Origin of the sequence: Rhizobium sp. WCS2018Hpa-16 (genome assembly GCF_031843705.1) — a bacterium.
Taxonomy (GTDB): Bacteria; Pseudomonadota; Alphaproteobacteria; order Rhizobiales; family Rhizobiaceae; genus Agrobacterium; species Agrobacterium tumefaciens_C.
Genome location: NZ_JAVTIX010000011.1, coordinates 48,019 through 67,876 on the forward strand (window position 1 = coordinate 48,019; position 19,858 = coordinate 67,876).

The 19,858-nt window shown below is 54.6% G+C and carries 23 protein-coding genes; 5 read left to right on the forward strand and 18 right to left on the reverse strand.

The annotated features are described in order from the left end of the window. Positions 1-36 precede the first annotated feature (36 nt). Together RQI55_RS22195 and RQI55_RS22200 are read right to left on the reverse strand one after the other, a co-directional pair. Positions 37-495, reverse strand: coding sequence for a hypothetical protein (locus RQI55_RS22195; RefSeq protein ID WP_311273559.1), 459 nt, complete (start codon positions 493-495; stop codon positions 37-39). Between the two features lie 2 nt (positions 496-497). Then, a complete protein-coding gene (locus tag RQI55_RS22200; protein WP_311273558.1) occupies positions 498-704 on the reverse strand; it encodes a hypothetical protein in 207 nt (68 codons plus the stop codon). Positions 705-1,221: 517 nt separating this feature from the next. Here RQI55_RS22200 and RQI55_RS22205 point away from each other — a divergent pair. From RQI55_RS22205 to RQI55_RS22215, 3 genes are read left to right on the forward strand one after another with little or no spacing between them, the layout of a single operon-like run. Continuing rightward, a complete protein-coding gene (locus RQI55_RS22205; RefSeq protein ID WP_311273557.1) occupies positions 1,222-1,431 on the forward strand; it encodes a hypothetical protein in 210 nt (69 codons plus the stop codon). Continuing rightward, positions 1,421-1,891: a hypothetical protein gene (locus tag RQI55_RS22210; RefSeq protein WP_311273556.1), complete on the forward strand. Its 471-nt coding sequence runs from the start codon at positions 1,421-1,423 to the stop codon at positions 1,889-1,891. The genes RQI55_RS22205 and RQI55_RS22210 overlap by 11 nt, the downstream gene beginning before the upstream one ends. A 3-nt stretch (positions 1,892-1,894) precedes the next feature. Next, complete coding sequence (locus RQI55_RS22215; protein ID WP_311273555.1) at positions 1,895-2,554, forward strand: SOS response-associated peptidase; 660 nt, start codon at positions 1,895-1,897, stop codon at positions 2,552-2,554. Between the two features lie 174 nt (positions 2,555-2,728). On the opposite strand, the gene RQI55_RS22220 is transcribed toward RQI55_RS22215, so the two are convergent. From RQI55_RS22220 to RQI55_RS22245, 6 genes are all read right to left on the reverse strand, one after another. Further along, complete coding sequence (locus RQI55_RS22220; protein WP_311276931.1) at positions 2,729-3,046, reverse strand: DUF982 domain-containing protein; 318 nt, start codon at positions 3,044-3,046, stop codon at positions 2,729-2,731. 100 nt (positions 3,047-3,146) lie between these two features. After that, on the reverse strand, positions 3,147-3,482 hold the full coding sequence (locus tag RQI55_RS22225; protein ID WP_311273554.1) for a hypothetical protein: 336 nt from the start codon (positions 3,480-3,482) through the stop codon (positions 3,147-3,149). Beyond that, on the reverse strand, positions 3,466-3,918 hold the full coding sequence (locus RQI55_RS22230; RefSeq protein ID WP_311273553.1) for a hypothetical protein: 453 nt from the start codon (positions 3,916-3,918) through the stop codon (positions 3,466-3,468). The genes RQI55_RS22225 and RQI55_RS22230 overlap by 17 nt, the downstream gene beginning before the upstream one ends. 219 nt (positions 3,919-4,137) lie before the next feature. Further along, the gene (locus RQI55_RS22235; protein ID WP_311273552.1) at positions 4,138-4,530 is read right to left on the reverse strand and encodes a hypothetical protein; all 393 of its coding nucleotides are present in this window, start codon (positions 4,528-4,530) and stop codon (positions 4,138-4,140) included. Further along, on the reverse strand, positions 4,527-5,114 hold the full coding sequence (locus RQI55_RS22240) for a lysozyme (RefSeq protein ID WP_311273551.1): 588 nt from the start codon (positions 5,112-5,114) through the stop codon (positions 4,527-4,529). The genes RQI55_RS22235 and RQI55_RS22240 overlap by 4 nt, the downstream gene beginning before the upstream one ends. Beyond that, positions 5,077-5,322 carry a hypothetical protein gene (locus RQI55_RS22245; protein ID WP_311273550.1) on the reverse strand — a complete coding sequence of 82 codons (246 nt, stop codon included), beginning with the start codon at positions 5,320-5,322 and terminating at the stop codon, positions 5,077-5,079. Before RQI55_RS22245 ends, RQI55_RS22240 begins: the two co-directional genes overlap by 38 nt. A 410-nt stretch (positions 5,323-5,732) precedes the next feature. Between RQI55_RS22245 and RQI55_RS22250 the strand changes: the two genes are divergently transcribed. Continuing rightward, positions 5,733-7,148 (forward strand): methyltransferase domain-containing protein, encoded by a 1,416-nt coding sequence (locus tag RQI55_RS22250; RefSeq protein ID WP_311273549.1) that lies wholly within the window; start codon positions 5,733-5,735, stop codon positions 7,146-7,148. A 150-nt stretch (positions 7,149-7,298) separates the two neighbouring features. On the opposite strand, the gene RQI55_RS22255 is transcribed toward RQI55_RS22250, so the two are convergent. Further along, positions 7,299-8,054 carry a methyltransferase domain-containing protein gene (locus tag RQI55_RS22255; protein WP_311273548.1) on the reverse strand — a complete coding sequence of 252 codons (756 nt, stop codon included), beginning with the start codon at positions 8,052-8,054 and terminating at the stop codon, positions 7,299-7,301. Positions 8,055-8,283: 229 nt separating this feature from the next. Here RQI55_RS22255 and RQI55_RS22260 point away from each other — a divergent pair, with 229 nt between their 5' ends. Beyond that, the gene (locus RQI55_RS22260) at positions 8,284-10,158 is read left to right on the forward strand and encodes an HAD-IIIC family phosphatase (RefSeq protein WP_311273547.1); all 1,875 of its coding nucleotides are present in this window, start codon (positions 8,284-8,286) and stop codon (positions 10,156-10,158) included. Between the two features lie 6 nt (positions 10,159-10,164). Here the strand turns inward: RQI55_RS22260 and RQI55_RS22265 are convergent, their stop codons facing one another. The 9 genes from RQI55_RS22265 to RQI55_RS22305 form a co-directional block, all read right to left on the reverse strand. Then, entirely contained in the window at positions 10,165-12,273 is a 2,109-nt protein-coding gene (locus tag RQI55_RS22265; protein WP_311273546.1) for an SGNH/GDSL hydrolase family protein, read from the reverse strand. A 57-nt stretch (positions 12,274-12,330) separates the two neighbouring features. Further along, a complete protein-coding gene (locus RQI55_RS22270; protein WP_311273545.1) occupies positions 12,331-14,394 on the reverse strand; it encodes a hypothetical protein in 2,064 nt (687 codons plus the stop codon). A 1-nt stretch (position 14,395) separates the two neighbouring features. Beyond that, positions 14,396-14,791: a DUF6950 family protein gene (locus RQI55_RS22275; protein ID WP_311273544.1), complete on the reverse strand. Its 396-nt coding sequence runs from the start codon at positions 14,789-14,791 to the stop codon at positions 14,396-14,398. 3 nt (positions 14,792-14,794) lie between these two features. Then, positions 14,795-15,367, reverse strand: coding sequence for a hypothetical protein (locus tag RQI55_RS22280; protein ID WP_311273543.1), 573 nt, complete (start codon positions 15,365-15,367; stop codon positions 14,795-14,797). Continuing rightward, a complete protein-coding gene (locus RQI55_RS22285) occupies positions 15,367-16,080 on the reverse strand; it encodes a hypothetical protein (RefSeq protein WP_311273542.1) in 714 nt (237 codons plus the stop codon). Before RQI55_RS22285 ends, RQI55_RS22280 begins: the two co-directional genes overlap by 1 nt. Next, the gene (locus RQI55_RS22290; RefSeq protein ID WP_311273541.1) at positions 16,073-18,376 is read right to left on the reverse strand and encodes a hypothetical protein; all 2,304 of its coding nucleotides are present in this window, start codon (positions 18,374-18,376) and stop codon (positions 16,073-16,075) included. The genes RQI55_RS22285 and RQI55_RS22290 overlap by 8 nt, the downstream gene beginning before the upstream one ends. Positions 18,377-18,698: 322 nt before the next feature. Further along, complete coding sequence (locus RQI55_RS22295) at positions 18,699-19,052, reverse strand: hypothetical protein (RefSeq protein ID WP_311273540.1); 354 nt, start codon at positions 19,050-19,052, stop codon at positions 18,699-18,701. Beyond that, entirely contained in the window at positions 19,052-19,489 is a 438-nt protein-coding gene (locus tag RQI55_RS22300; protein ID WP_311273539.1) for a phage tail tube protein, read from the reverse strand. Before RQI55_RS22300 ends, RQI55_RS22295 begins: the two co-directional genes overlap by 1 nt. Continuing rightward, positions 19,486-19,857 carry a DUF3168 domain-containing protein gene (locus RQI55_RS22305; protein WP_311273538.1) on the reverse strand — a complete coding sequence of 124 codons (372 nt, stop codon included), beginning with the start codon at positions 19,855-19,857 and terminating at the stop codon, positions 19,486-19,488. Before RQI55_RS22305 ends, RQI55_RS22300 begins: the two co-directional genes overlap by 4 nt. Between the last annotated feature and the right edge of the window lies 1 nt (position 19,858).

Below are 19,858 nucleotides of genomic sequence, written 5' to 3' on the forward strand. Positions count from 1 at the left end.
CACCAACCCGATATGCTCTGCCGGCAAGAGAGCGGATTAAACATTTTTCTTGAAAAGATCGATTTTCAGGCGTTTTGCTACAGCTCGTATGTTGCTGTAGTTACCATCATTCAATTTTTTTGGAACAACGCTGGCCAAAATCCAGTCAATATTCACAAGGTCGTTTATCTCCGTTTCCAACCATTCACCAATGAATTTTTGCGGAGCTTTGGTAAGCATCCTCTCCAAATAAATGTGAGAGGCATATTCTAGGGTGTCCAAAAACTGACTCGCATAAAAATCGTGCTCGATTGCATTGGTGTTGTCGTCACGTATTGTTTGGAAGAGGTCAATTGAGGTTTCTCTAACCGACGCACGTATCGCTTCGAGCGTAGCCATGTCCCGCGCCTTGTTGCTCTCCGCGATCGTCTTAATCGCAGTGTAAGCACCCAATGCGGCGCTGACAAAGGAAACGACTAGACTGAAAACTGCGACTATAAGCGCGGGATCGTTCAAGCTTAGTCTTTCTTGGCGTTGTCAGTAGCGGCTGTTGCTGGGGCCGTCGGCGGCGTAGGTGCGGACGCCACATCAGGCTTTGCCATGTACTGAATTTTTCCTCCTGCGGCCTTCTCCAATAATTCCGGCTGCTGCTTGTTCACGTGAGTGGATTTATCAGACCATCCATCATTCGCGCTCTGGACGTTGTCTCTGTCTTTCTCAGTCATAATGATCTCCCTTAAAAGCCTCTAAGCACCATCAGTGTCCAATTGGATATAGTCCGTCAATAGCCGCGCATAAAACAAAAATGCATTTCCAGTATTCGACTTTTACTTTCCGCGAACTCAATCTTCACGGGAAAACTCAACTCGATGCAGATTCTTGCCATCCACCGCGCCTTTCCCAACTATTACTGCATCCTTGCCTGGGGGAAATGTAGCCCCAATGCGATTTTCCCATTAAATTCAGCAACGTATACCTCGCCGATACTTTATTGGTGGGAGTTTTGGTGGGATGTTTGGTCGCCATCTCCTGGACGCGCCACGCCGCCGTTGATGGCCTTTAACGAAGCGCAGTATCTGCTAGCAATTAATCAGTCAGTGTCTCAATCATCGTGTCCGTGTGAGAATATCATCTCCAGCACCGACGCGGCTTGACTCTTTTATTCACCGGAACATAAATAGAACATCACTAAGCAACGGTGCGGGTGTTCCCACCAACTATTCGGTATCGAGGCTCTGAAAAATGGAGATTGAGAACGTGCGCCCGGAGACCACCAACATCGATGTGGCTGATGACATCCTGCTCTGCCACGACGGCAACGCAAAGGCTGCGGTCGTGGCGATGCACGAAGAGATTGAGCACCTACAACACCAGTTACGCTTAGCCGTCGCTGCTATGGGCAAAGGATATACGAGGGGGTGGGCTCCGAGCGAGGGGCGAGATGCCGTCTGAGGAATTTCCAAGGCTCTCGTCGCTCAAGGAAGATTTAATCTACGTGATGTGCCTTGAGTGCGAATTGCTCAAACGCCTGGACTACGACGGGCTTCTTGGCATGTATGAGGACTTAGAATTATTTAGCCTGCCTGGCCGGATTGCCAAGGACATCATTCAATGCGGTAAAAATATCGAAGGATATCACGACAGGTGCAGGCTTAGATTTTATCAAGGTCATGAGACAAGGAAGATCAAATTTGAAAAGCCAGCCTCACCGCGCCTGGAATATCTTTGTAGCTGGGAGATCGTGGTCGGCAAATGCCGTTATTGCGGACACGTCTCCAATTTGGAACGTTGGCGCGTCAGCAAGGTTACAAAGCCGGGAATGACCTTAGATGACCTGAAGAAGCTTCTTCGCTGCAAAAAGTGCAATCGCAAGGGCGATGTCGAATTGACCCTGGCCAAACTTCCGAGGTGACGAATGTGTAATCTCTACCAAGTCCGCACCAATCAGGAAGCCATGCGCGACATTGCCGGCATGATGAATGAGCGGCTCAACCTCCAGCCTGATATCGAGATCTATCCCGATCGACCTGCCCCGGTCGTGCGCAACAAGGATGGTGCCCGCGAGCTGATGGAGTTGACATGGGGCATGCCGACGCCACCCAACATCCTCGGCGACAAGCCGGACACAGGCGTCACGAACATTCGCAACGTCACCTCGCCGCACTGGCGCCGGTGGCTTAAGGTGGAAAATAGGTGCATCGTGCCTTGGACACGCTTTTGCGAATGGGAGGATACCAAGCCCCGCAAAACCAAACGTTGGTTTGCCATTGACGAGACAGAGCCCCTCGCCTTCTTCGCCGGCGTCTGGACAGAGTGGAGCGGCACCAGGGGATCAATGAAGAACCCGCGCGAAGGCCAGCACGAGCTCTTTGCCTTCCTGACGACTGAGCCGAACGCAGTAGTAAAACCCATCCACCCGAAGGCCATGCCAGTCCTGCTCACGACGAAGGAAGAAGTCGATGTCTGGATGAGCGCACCATGGGACGAAGCGAAAGAGCTCCAGCGACCCTTGCCAGCCGACAAGCTCCTACTTTTACCCATCGAGGAGCCAATGGCGCAGGGCTCGTTGCTATGAGCGACACCAACAAAGCCAGCGACGGCGTGCACGTGAACCACTATTGTTGCTTACCTGATTGCAAAAAGTGGGGCGGTTTTGGCTTTGCTCGCAGCAAGGCAGAGCCGGTGCAATGGTGGTGCTGGGAGCACTATCCCTACAAGGCGCCTTCGCAGCCTGCCCCACGCAGCCAAGCTAGATAAAGTCGTCGTCAGGGCAAACTGATAGCCCCGCTTCATGCGCCGAATCTACAAACGCAGCTCTGGCGTCCTCCGCCGTATCTTCATCACTTCCGGTCAAGACAGCGTCACACACCATAAGGGCTGTTACATAGGCATCGGCAGCGCAATCTGGCGGCCAGTGGTCGAGTAGACAGCGCGCCAAACCAGCTACCGTCGATAGGGTCTCGAACGTACCCCACTCGATTGTCAGCGGCGCGATTGCATGGTTTGCTTCTGCGATCATCGGAGCAATGATCAATCGCAAGCCCGGAGAGAAGTCAACCAGCCTCATCGCGGGCCGGTCATGCTACGCCTGGTGAAAGACTTAATGGCGCGCCAAAACAAAAAAAGCCGCGCGGATCTCTCCGCGCGGCTTTGGTTGTGCCTTATACTCAGTTCACCGGCCGCCGCGAAACTTCGCGCTGGATGCGCAATTCCTCGCGGATCCGGTCAAGTTCGATCCCCACGTGCGTGAGTGACCGATTGACATCCTTTGCGACGTCGATGAATTCCAACATAGCCTCGGTATGCGCCTCTACGGCTTTTGTCGCATTATTGAGGGCGGTCGGATCAACAATGACAGCCGCGACCTGGGCAGCACCCTGGCTGTTTGCAGGCGAGGCACTGGCCCCGGCCGTTATGCCGAGATATCGAACCGCGATTATGATCGCCAGTGTCACGCCGAGAGCAACGAGCGCGGTGGATGGTAGCTCAACCAGTTTTTCCATTCCGTGCTTCCCCTTGGTCATGCGCTGCGCGGTGGATATTCGTCAACTCGCCCAGGGCGAAGAGAGGGTAAACGGAAATCCACGTACTCATGACATCGGATGACCAGAAGGCGTAAGTGATGCCGGACCAGATCAGGCACCCGGCGCTAGCCGAGAACACACGGATTTGCGGCGTGACGTTTTTTCTGGCCCCGTTGATGGCCAGGCCAATGATGCGCAGGCAACCAACCCCGAACATGATCCACCCGAGGAAATCCTCGGAAGGCACGGTTTCGCTGAAGCCGATAAATGCCGGCTGGTTGAATGTCTGCGATGGAAGGAGGAGCACCAGGCCAAACAATCCCATATGCATGGCCATCCACCATTCCATCATGCGTGGGCCGAAGCGGTGCTGGATACGCACCCACATCCCCGGCCCTTGATAGCCCTGTCGCATCACTCGGTCTCCTGCCGGCCATAGCGCGTTTGCACGCCATCATAGAAACCGGCGCAGCGATCCGTCCTCCGATCGACGGCATCTGCAGAGATCTCCCACCGGAGCTGCGTGTTGCGAGGCTTCTCCGCGCCATACTTAGGGACCACACGCGCCATCTTCTGCCGGCACTCTTTCGGAAGATCCGGCAGGTTCACGCCGGCCGCTGCCTTGCCTCGCGTGTTAGCGGCCGCAATCAGCCGCGCCTCTTTGCCGGCACAGCCAGAGACGATCAGCATCGCTCCAGCGGTAATCGCCATCATCAATATTCTGATTGTCATCTTTGATCGCCTGTTCGAGTTGAGCTTCAAGCTTCTGTTGCGTCAGCGCGTCGGCCATGGCGCGCTTCCGATATTCTTCGACAGCCTGGGCGGCGGCATTGCGCTGTCGCTCAAGCTCGGTGACCTTCGCTTCAGCGGCTGTCTTTTCTGAAAGCAGCACATAACCACTCAGCAGCGCGTCGTCGTGCGAGGCCAGCCAGATCCGGAAGCCGACAAAAGCGAGGAGGAGAGCGGTAAGAAGAAGGATGCCGGCGGAAATCACCCGCCCCGTCTTCGTTGTGAGGAGGAAGCTCATAGGCCGCTCACACACAGTTCGGCTTCACCGATCCGCTGCGCGTCCCCCATCTCTCGTCGGTTGACCAGGCCGCGCACGATCTGCCCTCCGGCGCGATTGAACGCTGTCTGTGCTTCGCAGGCCGCCCGCCACTGCCCCGCTTCGATCCGGGCTTTCGCCGTGGATCTGCACCAGGCACCGACGCCGAAATTGTAAGATCCTGAGATCATCGAGGCGCGAACACTGATGGGAGATTTAGCAAGGTTCGGAGAGCACTGGATGATGACCTTGTAGTAGTCATTATGAACGCGGCGAAGCAGCATATCCTTGCACTCCGCCCTCGTCTTTGTCATGCCGGGGCCGATACCCTTGGTTTCGCCGTAGCAAATGTCCCAGATCTTGGCGAAGGGATCCCAGTGAGATTTGAGGACCAGCCCCTCCCACGGGATGATTGCTTTTTCGACGGACAGGATGACGGCGGGATCCATCTTGCCGTAGGTGACGTAACGATCGTAAGTGGCGTAGCCGCCAGCAGCGATCCCCGCCAGCACAGTGGCGATCGCCGCCTTACTGCGCTTCGTCGGCGCGATCTTGTTTATCGGCATCGGGAAGTCCTTTCTGTACAAGAAGGCGCGCTGTGAAGGCTCCAGCAACCGTTAGGCCAGAGAGTGCAGCGAAGACGCCAGGGGGGATTTCGATAAAGCCATCGATCAGCGGAAGCGCGACTTCCAGACCTGACAAGACGGCGGCAGCGATCATGAGGCGGACAGACCAGGCGCGTTTCAGCACCTGCCGCCAATTTTGCACAAGCATTTAGAGGTCCTCGAAATTAGTAATTTAGCCTGAGGCGAAATTTCACAAACGCTGCTGGTACTTGGATGTCCACCAGAGCCTTGAAGTCGCCTTTCTCGTTGAGATGTGCGCCAAGAACCGCGCAATGCGCTTCTTTGTCGTCACCTCATAAGCAAATGCTGGATAAGTGAACGCTGTCGTTGCTAGCCTCTCGATCACCCGCGCAGCATTGTTCGCTCCCGCCATTCCCCGCGGGTCGTTGATGGTAACTTTGAAGATGTTTTCTGGTGATGTTAGGATTAGATTTGGAAGCTAAAGGCAGCGACGCGGTGTATCTGGCACTCGAACAATATGTCAGGAACGTGACATGGCTCTTGCGCTTCTCGATTAGTGCTGTTTGATATATTCTTTCTATCTAGGGGAGAAATATTTTGCCTTATCAGTCAATAACGACCAGTGCAGATTCAGATTCAGCAGGCAAGCTGGCTGCTCTTAGAATGCCCGAAATCGAGGGCAAGAAGTTTCTTGATCTTGGGTGCAACGAAGGCTTCTTCTGTGGCGCCTCGCTGGCCGGCGGTGCGGTAAAAGCGGTGGGCGTCGATACGGGAGAAGAATTTATTCGGGACGCTCGCGGCCATTTCCCGGGTGCTGAATTTCATCTTCAGAGCTGGGACGATTTCCTTCCGGCGAATGACGAGAAGTTCGATGTGATTCTGTTTGCCTCTGCTATCCACTATTCGGCAGATCAGGTGAATTCACTCGACCTTGCTTTGCGTGCATTGACGGAGGATGGTACCCTCCTCCTAGAATGCGGCATTGGTGATCCCGACAAGGCTGAAGGCATTTACGTTCGACAGGTACGATATGATGGCATCGAGCGACTTTACTTCACAATGGATTCCCTGAGAAACACCCTCAAGGAGCGCGGATATTACATTTTCCAGGCATTCCCGTCCGTTGCTCAAGGCGGCGACGCTTTTCCCCGGTGGGTTTTCCACATCCGCAAGACCAAAAGCGTGATCCTGTACAACTTCGATATGCCGAACTCAGGCAAGACTTACATCAGCAACTTGTTCAGAGCTGAGGTAGCCTACCTTTCCCTTGACCAGTTGGCACACAGACTGATGAACCAAACCCCATTCAGCCTCATCTCTGTAGGAGAGGCGAATGTCGACTTCTTCTGGAGAACGGTAGATGCCCTCTCTATGACCAAGCTCGCAGTTGAGCGCATATGCGCAATGATATCTGAGACAAACGCGGAGGCGGCATACGTAGAAGGATGGCTACCCGAGTCGATCAAACAGGGGGTTCTAGACTGGCTACAGGACACCGGCCGGCCCTCTTTCAACGTTTCCCTCACTCATGGCACCCTTGTGCCTAAAACTGTTAGCCCGGTGACGTGCTCTCTCAGATCATCTGGCGTCTGGTTCAGGAAAGAGCTCGAGCGCTCGCATGTCGACAAGGTGACCGCATTCACGACTGGCGATGTGGTCGAGTTTGTTGTGACCGGATGGTACGATTTGCGCATTCCTGCGACCAATAAATTTCTCATGCTCCACAATGGCTACGAGATCCCTGGCCAGCTTCTACTGGAGCCTCACCGAACAGACCTTGGCGACTTCGGTCGTCCTTTCCTCGCTACATTTAAGGCCCCAGACGATTCTCTGGACCGCATCAGCTTGAAAGACTACCCTGAGTTCGCGATTGAAGGTGAAAATCGCGCGCTTTATTTCCTCAACTCCAAACGATTTGGGGAGCTCTTCACCCGCTTGGAAACACCGTCATCAGCCTCGCCTCAGGGTTTCGGTATCTGGAAAAACACTGTCCCTACGGTATTTACGACCTAAGCCAGAACGGTAGCAGACGTCTTCGGCGACATCGGAGGCGTTTGCACCACTTCCGGTATTTTTGAGAGAATAGCTTCCTTAAGTGCCTTGTGATCACGCCCAGCTTCTTCAAAGCATCGGGGTTCTTCTCGAAAACATACGACATGGACTCTACATGCGGACACCAACGATCATTGTGCGCTGATTTCGATAATACTGGCCCCCTTCGGTCATAGACTCCTCGAGTTTTCCATTGAGCCAGTCCATCTGCTCATAAACGAGCGAAAACCCGTTGCATCGAAGCATATCGAATAAGCCGCCCTTCGTGTTCCAGAAAGACCGGTGATTATCCCAAGACGCCCATTTCAACTTCTCCTTTGCATCATCGTCAGTTTCCTCATGCTCACTATACCAGCGTCCGGACATGCCCTCGTTCGTATCCATCTCAGAGAGCTTTGGGTGCCTGCTTGGCTCATGTGTCGCGTAATGTGTGTGCAGAATAATGACCTTGGCCGATGCTCTAGACATGATGTCTACGAATGCTCTTGGGTTATCCAGATGGTATAGAAGACCGGAGCAGAATACGGCATCAAAGCTTCCGTATGATTCCAAGTTAAGAACGTTGTCCTTGTTGAAGGAAAGATTAGGGAGGTTGACGCCTTGACGCACGATTTCGCAACAATCCAGATTTGACTGGCGAACCTCAATACCCTTTGCAATCATGCCCAGACGGGCAAAACCTGCTGTGTATCCACCCTCTAGGCATCCTAGGTCGACTACCCTAAGCCCGGTCAGGTTCGGCCCAAAGGCATTACGAAGTGACCGCACGGCTGCTTGAAAGTTGGGTGTTTCTTCGAGGAGAACGCGTTGCTCAGGGATCGTTTGGGTACCATCGTTCAAAAGAACATTGTGGGCTGTGAATGTCATGCACGGTCCTCGCTAACACACCTAAAGATGCAGGCTATAATTGATGCCCGCCGCTTACAAGTGGACATCGATCGCGAATGCTAGTCTATCACCGCGAAATCGAGCGCCGCTGTACTGAGGTGCAGGCATTGTGGCGGGCTTATGATCTCGAGACTAGCCAGAGGGCTAGCTTGCCGCGTTTCGTTGTAGTAGGGCTGCCGTAGCCAAGACTGCGCCCGGAGTTACTCGCATGGATACTTCAGATTTTCTTTTCCCTAGAGACCTAGAGATCAATCCCACGAAGTTCGGGAAATTTCTGATCATTGGCTCGTGTATGTCGGAGATACTTCGCGACTACTATCGCTGGAAGCACCCATCCACCCAGGTAGACCATATTCTTTTCAACGGTGCGTCCGACATCCCAGAGCCGCCATCGCAACTGGGCGACTATGATTTCCAGATTATACAAATGCCAGTTCGCAGCGTTGTGTCCGACGCTGTCATTGATATCGGTCGGTTGAAAGACGCAGAGTTCGCGAAAGCTATTCTTCAGCAAGGCGTCAATAGTATCAACGCCATGTTGGACGCCGCATTGAAATTCAATGCAAGGAACGGCCTATTAACCTTTGTGACGAATTTTGTAGTCCCGCAAAGACACTTGTCATCTTCAATCTACAATCAGAACACCCACCATGATGTCACGACCATCATTAGCGAACTAAACGCCTATCTCGCGCACCGGGTGCGGGACCTGAGAAACGTCTACCTGGTCGATATCGAAATGATTGCTTCATCAGTAGGAAAGCGTTTTTTCCTTGATGACAATATCGGCTTCTCTACGCACGGGTCTGTTTTCCACCCTGCCTGGGAGAAGGAAGAAAACGAAGCGTATTGGACTGCGCCTATGCCCGGTAGAATGGACGTTGTCCCATCCGTAGGAGAAACGTACCCGAGCAATGCGGGAGACTTCTACGATGCAGTTCTTAGGCAGATCGAAGCCATCTTCCGCACCGTGAACCAGATTGACCAGGTCAAGATGGTGATCTTTGATTTGGATAACACCCTATGGCGCGGTCAACTCGTAGAGCATTACCAAAACGGGCTTCAATGGCCGACATCAGATGGCTGGCCACTGGGTGTTTGGGAAGCCGTACAGCACTTGAAATCCAGAGGTATAATCCTAGCGATTTGCTCCAAGAACGATCATCAGCATGTTGTTGATGGCTGGTCGAAGGCAGTCAACACTTCGTGGATCAGTTTGGATGACTTCCCTATCCAACGGATCAATTGGGAGCCTAAGTCTGCAAATATCGAGAGCATCATGCGCGATGCGAGTCTAACCCCAAAGAGCGTTCTCTTTGTCGATGACAATCCTGTAGAGAGAGCGTCTGTACAAGCCGCGTTCCCAGGCATTCGAACGATTGGATCTGATCCTTTCGTCATCCGCAGGCTGCTTATGTGGTCACCCGAGTTGCAGGTCGCCAAACTCTCAAAAGAGTCAGAGGATCGTGCAACTGCGATACTTGGACAGATTGATCGAGAAAAATCCAAGACCAGCCTCTCCCGAGAGGACTTTCTCCAGAGCTTGGATAGCGTGCTCACATTCGATTTTATTCGGAGCCCCAGCGATACGCAGTTCGACAGAAGCTTAGAACTTCTTAATAAAACCAATCAGTTCAACACGACCGGAAAGCGTTGGACCTTTCAGGATATCTCGGAATATCTTGATGGCGGCGGGCTGATCGCAACGTTTTCAGTCAATGACAGGTTTGTTTCTTATGGACTTGTGGGCGTCATGCTAATCAAAGATGGCAACTTTGATCAGTTCGCAATGAGCTGTCGAGTGCTCGGAATGGGTATTGAAGTAGGGGCCATCCATTATGTTATGCAGAATTTAGGATGGATGTTCCACACGAAGAAGTTCACGGCAGATTTCAAGTTAACGAGCGCCAATTCCGTGTGCAAAGACTTCTACCAGAGAGCTGGATTTGCCGTTTCCGGCGACGGATTGAAAGCCACATACGGTCCAACCAACCCACGAGAAGCGTACAGCCACCTTACCTTCGACGACCGAGGTATCTATGGGAATACGCCTATCCGGGAAGAAGAATTCCTTCCCGGATAATTGCCATTAAACCCTATTCAGGCTTTTGAACTGGCGCTCATCTGCTCCGATAATATCCCCCATCATCAACCCAATCTGGCGAAGTTGTTCGCGTCCTGGGTGGTTGAGCAGGTTTATGCTGCCCAAGTTCATCCACGACAGGCCGCTGCATCCGTGGTGCCAGAGATCAAGGTTGGCGCCAGAGACAATCGCGGGATCGGTTGGGTAGTTTGTCAACAGTGGCGGGGAACCTAAACCTATGACAACCGGGTACTGACCATCAAGTCGGATCATGTCCACATAAGCAGCGCCGGTATACAACGCCGCATTGACGCACTGCTTATGTGTTCCCAGCCAGCCCTCGCCGCCGATGGATGATTGTGAGAACGCGTCTGCGCCGCCCGGATATCCGACCTGTGGAGGAGGTACGACGATGACTGCGGCTCCACCGTTTGCATAGAAGTAACCAATGATGCCCGACAAATTGGAAAACGTGTACGGCTGCCCGATTTCGTTCGTTCCAAACTCAATGACAAGCAAGGCGTTGCTCGCGAGAGCAAGCATGGCGTTCAGTCTGTCAGGGTAAAGCCCTCCCATGATGCCGCTAGTCTGAAGGTTGTCAGACCGAGAGCCTGGGACACCCATGTTGAGATAGGTGAGGTTGACGCCATACGCATCATCAAGCGCCTTCTTCAGATACCAGTTCCAGCCAAGGTGCTGATGCTTGGCGGTGCCTAGAGGGCCATCGAAGAGCGGAATAGTCGCTGCGGTATCGTTAGGCATACGCCCCGTCAGTTCGGGCTTGGTCGTAGTCTGAAAATAGCCCGCGGCGCTTTTTACGACATCACGATCCACATTTGGCAGCACTTGGTTGCTGCCCATGCCGCCGCCTTGAGCGGTGATGGAGGTTCCATAGCCGATGATCGGGCCGGCGGTGCCTTTACGGACCAGGCCAAGATATTTTGCGATGCTGGCACGATTGTATTGCGTCAGATCGGCATACTCGCCCGGACGAGAGATCATAGCCCGCTTGCGGTAGCGATAGCGGGGGATGATATCTGCACGCGGAGAGCCATCTGGGTTAACGTAGATGTAGACGCGCCAAATTTCGGAGAACCCGGCAGGCGTGACCGGCAGGTATTCCTCTGGGTCGGCGATCCGATCTGTTCCCTTGACCATTCCGTAGCCGGAAGACGGTAATGGCGTGGGGCCATAGAGAATATCGTAACGGTGCTTCCACCCGGTATAGGCAACGGTAACAGCGACATCAGCGATATTCTTAAGACCGTAGATCAAGCCGGTGTTGGGTTTGATATCCCAATCGACACCTTTCACGAGCACCACACTATCGGAGTTTCGGGTGACGGTTACTGCGGTCACGTATTGATACTGCAGCCTTTCAGCGGTGGCGAAGTTCGAATTGTTGATCGCCCCATTATAGAGGCCCGCATATTTCAGCGTTTTAGCTTCGCTCATCGCGGCGGAAGTGGGCGCATCGAATGTGATGGTTTGCGTGTCAATGAGAATATCACCGCCATAGCTGGCAGCCGTCACCTTCGGAAACACAACGGAAAAGCTTGCCTGCTTCGGCACCAGTGCACTTTGAGGCCTGAATTGTGTTTCGGTCGGACGATAGGCGCTGACAGGGGCAGTTGCCTTCTGCACTGCCAGAACAGAATCTACTATGCTAGCAAGTCTGTCGCCGACCGTTGCTGATCCTGAACGAGCCGCCAGTACTTCGAGGGCAACTGTTGTGAGCGTGTAGTTAGACAGCTTTACCCAACCTGAACCGTAGCGAAGATATGTGCCATTGTTTGCAGGCGCGGGGTCGCTGATCACCTCGGCTATCTGCTGCACAGGGTAGCTGCTGGCATTTAGATCTAGGTTTACTTTTGTGTCGAACCCTACCCGGCCACCCGACTGCAGCGCGGACAACGCTAAGAAATTATCTGCAACTGTTTTTTCCAAAGCAGCAAGGTCTTCTTGTGGAGCTTTGGTGGCGACGTTGTTTTCTAGAGAATCGGTCCAATCACGGATTTCCCTTTTGCTGGTTTTGTTTTTCCCGCTCGAGGGGATACCGTCGGACACGAAATCGCGCCAGACGTAACGGCCTGTAGGTGTCATGAAAATCTCCATGCAGGCACACCCCGGGAACGCAGGGGCGCACTGAATTGTGATGTATCGGCTAAGCCGTCAGGTGATGATGAAAGCTCCTACAGCCACCGCAGGTGCAGCGCGGCCGGAAGCATTAATGGCCAGAAGCCAGCCGTAATAGGTGCCGGCAGAAAGCCCGAGAACCATTCGGTTATCGACGGCACTTGGTGGCCCGTATTCCGTTGCGACCAGAGTTGACGCATTGATATTGTTCGTCGTGCCAACGCGGATCTGACAGGCGTAATAGTTCGCAGAATTAGGCGCGGTCCATTCGAACATCGTCTTCCCCACGCCCTCAGTCACAGTCGCACCTGTCACGGCACCTGGTGCGACCGGGTCAGCCGTCGCCGTGGCGATCTGATATCCCGTCCAAACCGAAGGCGTTCCACCGCCCCAGGCACGAAGCCTGAAACGGTATTGAGCGCCGTCTACAAGATAGACCGACTTTACCTGCGTTTCTCCGGCCTTCGAAAGAACGGATTGCGCAGGCTGGGCTAAAGACGTGAGTTCCCATTCAAACTCATAGGTCAGCACCTCGGAAACAAGCGACCAAGTTGCCTTCGCGAAAGCTGCCGTCGCTCCACCAGAAACCACTTCCGTCTGGATGGTGGCGACAAAGTCTGTTGGCACAGGAACGCCGGCGGGATTGACCTTGTCAACCGTCGCCGGCGGCGCGCCTTCTTCCACGGCGGCAACAAAACTCCAAAGTGTGGAAGGTATGATGATGCCAGAAAACTCCACCGTCAGATTTCTCAAGGAAATCTTTGGCGTGGCCGTAATCTCCACAATCGACTCTTCCATCTTCGGTGGCAGATGCACCCGCACCGAGCGATGGTAAGGAACCTCTTCCGCCGACTCATAATGCGCAAGCACCGAAACCCTTGGTGCGTTGGCGCGAATGAGCGCGATCTTTTGCAGACGCTGGCAATGATTGTGCCTTTGGATGGCAGCGTTATCGACAGTCTTGGTACGCTCGCTGTCGTCATCCGCCTGATACGGATTGCCGAATATCGCCGCATCTTGCGTGACATAATCGGCTGCGGTGTCAACGTAGCGGCCACGCACTGCCAACACTGTAGAAGAGTCACGCTCATTGGCATCGAAGTTCACGCTGATGATGTCATCGCGCGTCAGGCGGATCGTTGGCTCAACAAAATGGCCTGCATGGACCCCGACGAGGCCATCCGGCCGCTCGAACACGACGAGCTCTGCCGCCTGGTCAATAATGCGGCCAACCTCAGTCACTTCATTGTTGGCACGAAACCAGAAGCCGCCGTGATAGCGCGGTTCCGTTCCCCCGGCCCTGTTGGTCACATCCTCGTCGCAAACATTCGCGGCGTTGATCCAATCCGGCAGATACATATCGTCAATCGCCAGCTTGCCGCCCACAGGATGGGTCAGGTGCCACAGCCGCATCAGGGCAAGGTTCTCGGCATAATCCCATGTGGCAGGCTGATTTGGGATGTGCTGGTTGGCCTTGCGGGGATCAAAAAGAAAAGCGCCCTCGATAACGGCCGAGTGTTCTGGCATGCTATTCGGAAAGACGCGCATATGCTCCTTCTGATCGACAGTAAATACCTGCATCATTATGGTCGCCAACCCATCACCCCGGTGATCGTTGGTCCAAATCGCAGGGAAAGCGTCTCGGATATGGGTGTAGACGGTTTCAGCGTTGAGACCGAGCCGTGTCCTAATCCTGACAACGCCAGCCATCGAAGTGCTGGTTGCGACGCCGTCCGCATTTAGATCTGGCTTCTTGTCGTGTAGGTAGTGCTGCACAAACCGATTGATTCTGTGCGCTGCGAGTGCGGTCGAATGATAAGCAACGCCGCCCGCCTCCTCCAAAAATATGTAGTCTCCACCTTTTTTCACACGTCCAAGAACATAGGAAAGCGGCGGCACATTCTGTTTGATATTGTAACTGCCATCCTCCGGCTTCGGCACCTTTGGCTTGGGGTTCAGATAGCTCTGAAGGGCAGAATATCCGAATGCAAGACCAGCGGCGGCAAGAGCATAGGTGCCGAGGTAAAGCAGGTTCGCGCCAAGAACACTCGTCGCCAATGACGATATGATGATCGCAGTGAGCTCAAGAACACCAGGCAAATCAAATACTCCAAATCGCCAGAGGCGCGGCCGTCATGGGGCCAATGCTGTGGATGAAGCGGACATTCCAGCGCATACCGTCAAAGATAGCGCCGTACTGATGATCGATGTTGGCCTGGCTGCCGATGACGCCAATTGCGCCACATACAGGCTGCTGGAGCCGCTTGGCCCTTATCAACCCGGCACAACGCTCAACAACCGGCACCACGCCACCGGCGGCGCGGATGATGGCGCGGAAGCCATCGTCGCAATCATATGTCCCGCGCAGATGCGGAGCCGGGTCAGGATGCCCCAACCACAAGGCCCAGGATGCCAGAAACAGACAACAATCGACCTCACCCGGCTTCCAAGGCTGCTGGCCATGGGCCCGGAAAAACTCTCGCAGCGTTTCTTGCATGGTTCACCAGTTTGGCCAGGTAATTGTCTTGTCGCGGTAGAGCGGAACGCGCTCTGCGATTCTGTCAGGCGGGGCTCCCGGATTTAAAATGGCGGAAGCCGCCCTGCGGTCGACGTCAGAGAGAACCGCGCCGCTTGTCAGCGTGCGCATCGTAAAGCGGTTGACGATCTCGATTGTGATATTCGAGCGGATCTCGTCGCCGCTGACGCCATCCCCCCACACAAGATTGTCGATCTTGCCGGTAAACATGATTTTGGGATCACCAAACGGCTGTTCCCGGTCATCGCATTTCTGGATCATGATCCGGAAGCGGGATCCCTTGATCGTCTTCGCCTTGTAGTCCGCATAGATCGAGTTGGAAGTTTTCTCGTCGAGCGCGTTAAGGACCAGCGAAAGCGTGTAGGCCTCGGCATTGATCGCCATTTCGATCGAGGCCAGGGCCTCGTCGGTCAGGACGCAGGAGCGATAGACCTTTCCGGCACTGTCAAGAAGCGGCCCACCAGAGCCGTCCCACATGCGAAGCGGGCCAGATGGGAGATCCACCTGGCACAAAACGCGCAAAACTTTTAACGCCATCAGACCAACCCCAATGCCAGCTTGTTCCAGTAGTCATTCGCCTCGAGGAAGGCGACAGATCGGCGCTCGAATGGCACGGGATCGACACCTGCACCCATCTGATCGTCAGAGGCCAGATGGCAAAGACATGTCGGTCGATCGAATTCGAGATCCGCACCGTCAGGGATCGGAGCCCGCACGGTTGGCGAAATCGGGACCGTCCAGACATCGTCATCGATGTCGATCACCGGGCCGGTCTCATAAAGAGCGTGCTGGTATGAAAACCGGACACCGACGAGATTTTCTTCGGCCTGAATAATCCTCAGCCGGATCACCGTCGCGCCGATCGCCGTGACGCCGACCGATTGAACGACAATGGCTCCTTGGCTGTAGAGTGTGTCGTCCGAAAACGGCGTGTCATCGTCATGCGGCACGAAGGCAAGAGGCTCAAATTCCCCCGAGGCGTAAGGCGCAACATCTTGGCTCCAGGCCGGGACGGCAATCAATCCCGCACGTCCACCCAGCGCGTTGCGAATGGCAAGCCATGTCCGGCGCTGCGCAGGATCGTTGACGGGAATATCCGACAGCTCGATAGACCAGAAGCCGAGGTCGGTTCTGATTGATGGCTCCAATCCACCGAGAGATCGCCCGCCCGATCGGGAGAATGGCACAATGTTCGGGTAGCAGGCCAAAGGCGTCAGCACATCTTGTGGCCAGACCAGAACATCAGCCATTCCGATAATCTCCTCCGCTGCGCGTTGCGTTGTATTGTGCGACAGCAGCTGGTGCCATGCGGTTGGCCTGCCCTACCGCGCCGGACTGGATGCCCGGTGTTGCCTGCTGAATGCTGCTATCAACATAAGGCTGAATGCTGCCATTCTTTGGATCGACGCCAACAATGACGCGAGCCACGCCCCCGTTACCCGCTGCAAGCGTTTGGCCGGGTTTGGTTATATCGACACGCTCATTTGGTGACTTGCGGAACGCAACAAGTTGGCTATCAATTCCGCCGGCACCGCCGGGCAGTATCGTGCCGCCTCTCGCAAAGCCGAACAGCTTTCCGAAACCGCCAAGCAGGCTACTTAGAAAGCCGCCGCCAGAGGATCCTCCGCCAAGCATGCTGTTTGCCGAGAACAGAGCATCTACGAGCTGGGTTTGGATCTTGTCGATGATCTTATTGAGGACATTCATCGCGGCATTGCCGAACGACTTCCAGATACTCTCACCATTCTCAAGGCCCTGCCGGAAATCTGACAGAAAGCCGTTTGTGGCATCCTTGGCAAAATCCAACGCCTCTCGCATTTTCTCGGTCGCTATCTCGATCGAAGCCATGGCTTGAGCCAGACCAGAGATTTCCGTTTTTTGCGCCGCCGATATGGCGATCCCACGTTGCTGAGCCTGGTTGAGCAGGTCGGTTTCATACCGAAGTGCGGCAGCAGCCTCTTCAGACATCCCAACAGCTTGCTGCTCTGCTTTCAGCGTTGCTATGCGTCGATTAGCCTTATCGATGATGTCCGAGTACTTCTCAGCCTCTGACTTGCCTTTCTTGCTTCCACCGTCACCAGCGCCAGCCGCGAGCTCTTTGTTGACGTTGCCCATCGCGCTGCCAAAATTCACAGCGGCCGGCGTAGCGCCCTCGAATGCCTTACCAAGCTGACCGATGTAATCTTTGTTGAGCGCAGCGCTTACGGCCTCATTGCGCTTGTCGACCGCTCCTGAGAGCGCCTCAGAGAATGGGTTTGCAATCTCGTCGATTGCTCTGCCACCTGTGTTCACGGCCTCGACATCGACGCCAGGAATATAATTGATCGCAGAGATCAGATCGTTGACGGCCATCTTCGCGCCGTTCACCATCTCGTTGACGACCTTGATCACAAGGTTTGCCGCACCGATGACCGCCGACCCGATGATGCTCGGGAAATTCTGCCAAACAAATTTAATGTCTTCGAAGGCCGCTACGAACGATCCGATGACGAGATTTGCCGCATCCTTGGCTATCTGGACAACATCCACACCGATCGCCTGCTGGATCTCGTCGCGGAAATGATAGGCAGCAACCACCGCAGCGGCCATGCCTATGGCAAGTGCACCCAGCGGATTGGCGGCAATCGCCACGGTCAAGAACTGAATTGCACCGACAAGGCCGGTACCGATCGCGATGATAAGACTTCCGACAGTAGACAGGATTGCCGGCGCGAACATGAGAGCCAAGGCTCCGCCTGCGACAGCTGAGTATTCGGCAACAGTCGGCAAAAACTGGATAAGATCGCGCAGTGACTGTGAGAAGCTATTCAACCCTGCACCGATCACCACAAGAGCCGGGGCGAGCGCCGCGACACCTGCCAGTGCAACATCACTAATCGCCTGACCAACATTGCGCATGGACTGGTTGAAGAACCTGAGTTTATTGCCAGTCTCCTCAGAAATCACCGACGCGCCTTCACCAAACTTACGGAAACCTTCCCCGCCCTTCGCCAGAAGCGGGATGAGCGCGGTGGCGTCAGACGCGAGCGCCTCCATGTAAAAGGTCATCTGCTGTTGATTCGCGCCCGCCTTTTTGAGGCTGTCGTAATACAGTTGCAACGCCTGTGGACCGGAGAGGTTCTTGAACGCCTCAGCCGTCAGACCGACCTTGGGAGCAATATTCTCAAAGAAATCCTTCATCGGGCCGCCGCCCGTCTGATTGAAATCGCCGATCTTGTCGTTCACATCCTTGAAGATGTCCGCAAGCTTGTCGCCCTCAATACCTACGGAGCGAGCCGCAAAAGCCAGGCGCTGGAAATCCTCGAACGTAGTGTTCGATATCTGTGCACGCTTGGCAATGTCGTCAACAGCGCCAAGCGTGCTGGTAAGAGCAACGGCCAACCCTGAAAGTGCACCAGCGGCAGCAGCTGCCGCCGCCACGAAGGCAGTCTTGATCGCGGCCCCGAACTTGTTCGACGAAGCCTGAGCGCGTTTAACGCCGTTCTCAAACTCGGCAGTATTTAGACCGAGATTGACGCGAAGAGCGCCGATAACAGCATTTGCCATTGTGACTACCCACTTTTCTTGTGTCGAGACCCCAACCAGGCGCGTGTGACAGCTTCGATTTGGTCGGGAGACATTCGGCGACCCGTTGGCGCTTTTGGTTCGCCAATCAGATTTTCGAGTTTGGTGAACTTGCTGGATTTCTCAGGCGCGTACGCTGTCAAATAGGCTGTATGCCAAGCGAGAGAGAGATACTCGTCACGCTCCCGCTTTCGGGCGTTCGATACGCCCTCGATGATCAGGCTGACTTCGTAGAGCGTCAGATCCCAGAACAACTCGTAAGGCTGACCCGCCTCAATCCATGTCGATACAAGCGACGGCCAGTCTATCCAGCCGTCGCTTTCCTGGGGCGGCTTTCACCGCCCTTCGCCGCTTTGGGCTGCATCAGCTGAAACGCCTTACCGAGATGGATGCCGGCACCATCGTGACCGATCTCGTCGATAATATCATCACAGACTTCGATCGTGATATCGGGATGATGACGGGTCAGTGCCGCATGAAACACTTGCGTCAGAAGAGTGATAGACGCGCTATTTTCATTCGACAGCTCACGCCCGATCTGGGGAAACGTCTTGCCGGTTTTGTTCTCGACGTGGCGAACAGCGCCGTTGCCAAGCTTCAGGGTCCACTCTTTGTCGAGGGCTTTGAAGCTGACCTCACCTTTGATGTCGTTTGCCATTATGCCGCTGTGCCCCACGTTTCAGCGCCTGATACCGCTACGGTGATCGTGGCTGTCATGCGATCGTCGATCGGGATCGCCTTCGAGAAGCCGATAATGCTGGCCTCGTAAGTGACACTCACGCGGGGCGCAGCACCAGGAAAGGTGATTCTGTGATTGACGTTTTCGCCGGACTCAAAGAGCTCTCGAAGCATAACGTCCGTGTCACTACCCGGCACCCAGTTGATCTCGAACGACGCTTCGCCATTGTCGATGAGGCCGGAGATGTATTCACGCCGGCGGTTGGGGCTCTGCATATGCGTGGCGTCCACGCGGTCAGCAGTCGCTTCGCCTGGTGTGACATTGATGACTTCGGCCACCTCGACGAATGCAGGAACCTGAAGGGTCTTGTCCCAGATTTCATAGATGGTGCCGTAGCCTATGCGGGCGTCGGTCATTGGCTTTCTCCATAATGGATGATGATGTCGATCGATATGCGGAACAAAGTGCTGACCTCACCTGCGTCCGCAGCAGGCAGATCCCTTTCGCTCTCGACAAATATCCCTTGGATTTTGCCAGAGCTGTAACCGGAAAGAGTGGCGTTGATGGAGCGCGCCACCGCCGTGGCCTCGGTGTATTTATCCGCGTACACGTCAATCTGCACCCGGATCGCCGTGAGCCCGGTGGCACCCTGCATATGATAGGATGGCGCGGACGAAGCGCGTTGTAACAGTACATATGGACGGGCCGCTTTCTGAGGAGCACGCACCCAATAGCGCCGCCCGCCGGCTATAGATGCCAGCAAGCCCGTCAGAAGCTCTTCCATC